4 protein-coding genes are annotated in these 3,582 nt (G+C 43.8%); all 4 read right to left on the bottom strand.

Features of this window, described 5'->3' with window-relative positions; translation table 11 throughout:
* Positions 1 to 879 (bottom strand): amidohydrolase family protein (locus tag JJE29_09265; GenBank protein MBK5252804.1); only part of this gene is annotated, 879 nt, incomplete at its 3' end.
* An 8-nt stretch (positions 880 to 887) separates the two neighbouring features.
* Positions 888 to 1,310: an aspartate carbamoyltransferase regulatory subunit gene (locus JJE29_09260; protein MBK5252803.1), complete on the bottom strand. Its 423-nt coding sequence runs from the start codon at positions 1,308 to 1,310 to the stop codon at positions 888 to 890.
* Complete coding sequence (gene pyrB / locus JJE29_09255; protein MBK5252802.1) at positions 1,311 to 2,225, bottom strand: aspartate carbamoyltransferase; 915 nt, start codon at positions 2,223 to 2,225, stop codon at positions 1,311 to 1,313. It abuts the gene before it with no gap.
* A gap of 195 nt (positions 2,226 to 2,420) precedes the next feature.
* The coding region (locus JJE29_09250) for an MATE family efflux transporter (protein ID MBK5252801.1) at positions 2,421 to 3,582 on the bottom strand (1,162 nt) is incomplete at its 5' end.

Raw genomic sequence — 3,582 nt, 5'->3', positions numbered from 1 at the left:
TATGCCCGGGCTTCCATTTATTTTATCTTCCCTGCTGTGAGGGGCATGATCCGTTCCTATCACATCTACAAGTCCACTCCTAACCGCATCCAAAAGCGCCGCCCTGTCATCGGATGTTCCAAAGGAAGGGTTCACTTTGTAGTCGATATCTTGAGCAAACAGATGATGCGGAGTGACTTCACAGGTTAAGAGCTTTCCAAATACCGATTTTCCTGCTCTTATAAGGTCCACAGTTTTTCTTTTGCTTATGTGGCAAATATGCAGTCTTCCAGGCGATTCGCTCATTGTTCCGAGATGCCTCCGGACCGTCTTGGATTCCGGCTCGCAATGCGCCATCACAATTAAATCCATATCCTGTGATTTGCCTAATATTTTCTTTGCTATTCCAGAATCTGCAAGTGTCTTTCCGTCGTCGGAAAAAAGCCTTGTAAGCTTTCTCATGGATTCAAGATCAACCATTTCTTTCCCTTCAAGTCCCTTCGTAACAGCTGAAATCTGAATGATGTCGCAAAGCCCGACTTCTCCATGCCTTTTCATTATCCTTTCATACACCTCGGGGCAGTCGCAAACCGGATTGGTGTTGGCCATTGTGCAAAGGGTCGTATATCCCCCTTTAACTGCAGCCGCCTCCCCGGTCTCCATGGTTTCTTTATGTTCCTGTCCCGGATAGCGCATGTGAAAGTGCATGTCGGTAAAAGCCGGCATAAGACAGAGTCCCTTTCCATCTATAGATTTTAGGCATGCCTCTGATGCCGCATTTATTTCAGCCTCATTAGGCGATTTCATTACCCTTTCAATCTTGCCGTCTTTTATAAGAACAGCCCCATATTCATCTATATGCGAATCTACCAATCTGACATTTTTAATGAGAATATTCATATCTACACCTACGCCTTTACCGGGGTGTCGCAGTATTCACATGTATAAATCTTGTTCTCGGGATCTATCAGCGTAAATTCTATGTCAGTGATATTCTCAATCGTTGATACGCATCTCGGATTCTTGCATTTCAGTATCCCCTTGATTTTTTCAGGCAGCTTAAGTTTGATTTTTTCAGTTATTTTTCCGTTTTCAACTATGTTAACGGTAAGATTTGGATCTAGAAGCCCAAGCATAGTCATGTCCAAATCTATTTCATTTTCGATTTTTATCAGGTCTTTTTTGCCCATCTTTATGGATGGTATGTTTTTTATCAGCGCAACCGTATAGCCCACCTTGTGTAGTCCCAAATCCTTAAAAATAGTGTGTCCGCACCCCGGTTTTATGTGGTCAATGACAATGCCTTTTTTAATGCTGTCGATTTTAATCATCTATTCCACCCCCAAAAGCTTCATGATCAGCGCCATGCGTATATACATGCCCATCTTAGCCTGCTCGAAATAAACCGCCCTATCGTCATTATCCATATCCGTCGATATCTCGTTTATTCGGGGAAGAGGATGCATTACGATCATGTCGCTCTTGGCCTTCTCCATCTTCTTAGCATTTAAAAGGAAGTAATCCTTAAGCTTAAGATACTCCTCTTCGCTGAAGAACCTCTCGCGCTGCACCCTTGTCATATAAAGTATATCCAGCTTTCCGAGACTCCCCTCCAAACTCCTGGTTGTTTCATATTGCTCACTTGTAAGCTTGTCTGTAATATATGAAGGTATTTCAAGTTCATTGGGAGATATGAATACGAATTTTATATTCTCATATCTTGAAAGCGCCTTCACAAGGGAATGCACAGTTCTTCCAAATTTCAAGTCTCCGCAAAGCCCTATGACAAGGTTATCCAAACGATTCTTATATCGTCTGATTGTCATTAGATCTGTTAGTGTCTGCGTAGGATGTTGATGGCCTCCGTCCCCGGCATTAATGAGCGGAATTACCGATTTTTTTGAAGCCAGAAGAGGCGCCCCTTCTTTCGGATGCCTCATTACGGCTATGTCCGCATAGCATCCTATTGTTCTTATAGTATCCCCTATGCTTTCACCCTTTGAAACGGACGACGACCCAGGTTCGGAAAATCCTATTGTCTCTCCTCCGAGCCTTAGCATGGCAGCTTCAAAACTGAAACGCGTCCTCGTAGACGGCTCATAAAAAAGAGTCGCCAAAAGCTTCCCTCTGCAAACGTCCATGTACTTCTCGGGGCTTTCCATTATTTGATCAGCCAATTCAAAAAGCCCTTGAATCTCTCCTACCGTAAAATCTCCAGGTTGTATCAAGTGTCTGTCTTTAAGCATTTTGCCTTCCTTTCCGGCATCACAGTGCCAAATTAAAGTAGATTTTAAAAAAGCCTCCCCGCTGAAGCGGAAAGGCATAGTTCTCCTGTAAAAAATAGTTTCATTATAGCTACCTTTCCGACCTCTCTGGACCAGATTAAAGATATTCTCATTTCAAAAAATATACCACGGATTACCCTAAAAGTCAATCCGGCATCAACCATTTTTATCCATTGTGGAAAAAACGTATCCGAGCTCTTTTCTTATCCAAAACACTGCTGCAATGAACGCTATTACTTCCGAAACGGGGAAGGCGAGCCAGACAAAATGAATGTCTCCTAAGCGCGAAAAAAAGTACGCCATTGGCAAAAGCAGAATGATCTGCCTTGCAAACGACAGAATCAAGCTGGGTATACCCTTTCCCAGTGCTTGAAAGGTAGTTGCTATAATAATTGCCGGCCCAATGATGGGAAATGCAAGGCTAATGGTTTTTATGGCATCCGATCCTACCAAAAGCAGTGCCGCATCCGGAGTGAACATCGAAACAAGAAAACCCGATGCGGTTTGAAATAGCAAAAATCCCGCAGTTGTGAATACAGCGGCAGTTAAAATTCCATACCTAATGACTTCTTTCATGCGATCAGTTCTTCCGTGTCCGTAGTTGTATCCCAGAATAGGCATGTATCCCTGATTCAGCCCGAAAACCGGCATGAACACGAAGGATTGAAGCCTAAAGTATATACCCAGCGAAGCCACCCCGTTTTCATCCATGCCACCTACAATAAGATTCATTCCGCCTATCATAAAAGATGCAAGCACCTGCATTACTATAGCCGGAAGACCCACCTTATAAATCTTTTGGATTGATGCCCATTCCGGCCTAAATCCCCTTGCCTTGGGAACTATTTCGTTTCCTCCCCTGAAAAGCATGTACAATACGAAAATGCCGCTAATGATTCTTGACAAAACGGTAGCGTATGCAGCGCCTTCTATCCCAAGTCCTTCGAATGGTCCGATTCCGAAAATGAAAATCGGATCGAGCACTATGTTCATGACCGAGCCTATCAGCATTGCAATCATAGGCAAAAACGTGTTGCCTTCTCCCCTAAGTATGCTGTTTGCTATCATTGGAACAAACATACCCGCTGAACCTATCAGTATTATGCGTATGTATCTTTGCCCCAGACCAATTAGCTCACCATTGTCTGTAAAAAAAGCGATGATTCCATCGGAAAACATTAGTCCGATGCCAGCGAAGACAATGCTGTAAATTATTGATAAGAATATTGCCTGCTCTGCGGCCACCTTTGCCTCTTCCTTCCTGCCCGCCCCCAAAAACCTCGCTATTAGCGAGCTGGCCCCAATACCGGTTCCGACG

It is taken from the genome of Peptostreptococcaceae bacterium (genome assembly GCA_016649995.1).
GTDB lineage: Bacteria > Bacillota > Clostridia > Peptostreptococcales > BM714 > BM714.
Note: the sequence above shows the minus strand (reverse complement) of the source record. Positions and strands in the feature narration are given on the sequence as shown.

What these genes read in the sequence shown, in the direction of transcription:
- JJE29_09260 (MBK5252803.1), bottom strand. Translation starts at nt 1,310, where the DNA reads ATGATTAAAATCGACAGCATTAAAAAAGGCATTGTCATTGACCACATA.
- pyrB (MBK5252802.1), bottom strand. Translation starts at nt 2,225, where the DNA reads ATGCTTAAAGACAGACACTTGATACAACCTGGAGATTTTACGGTAGGA.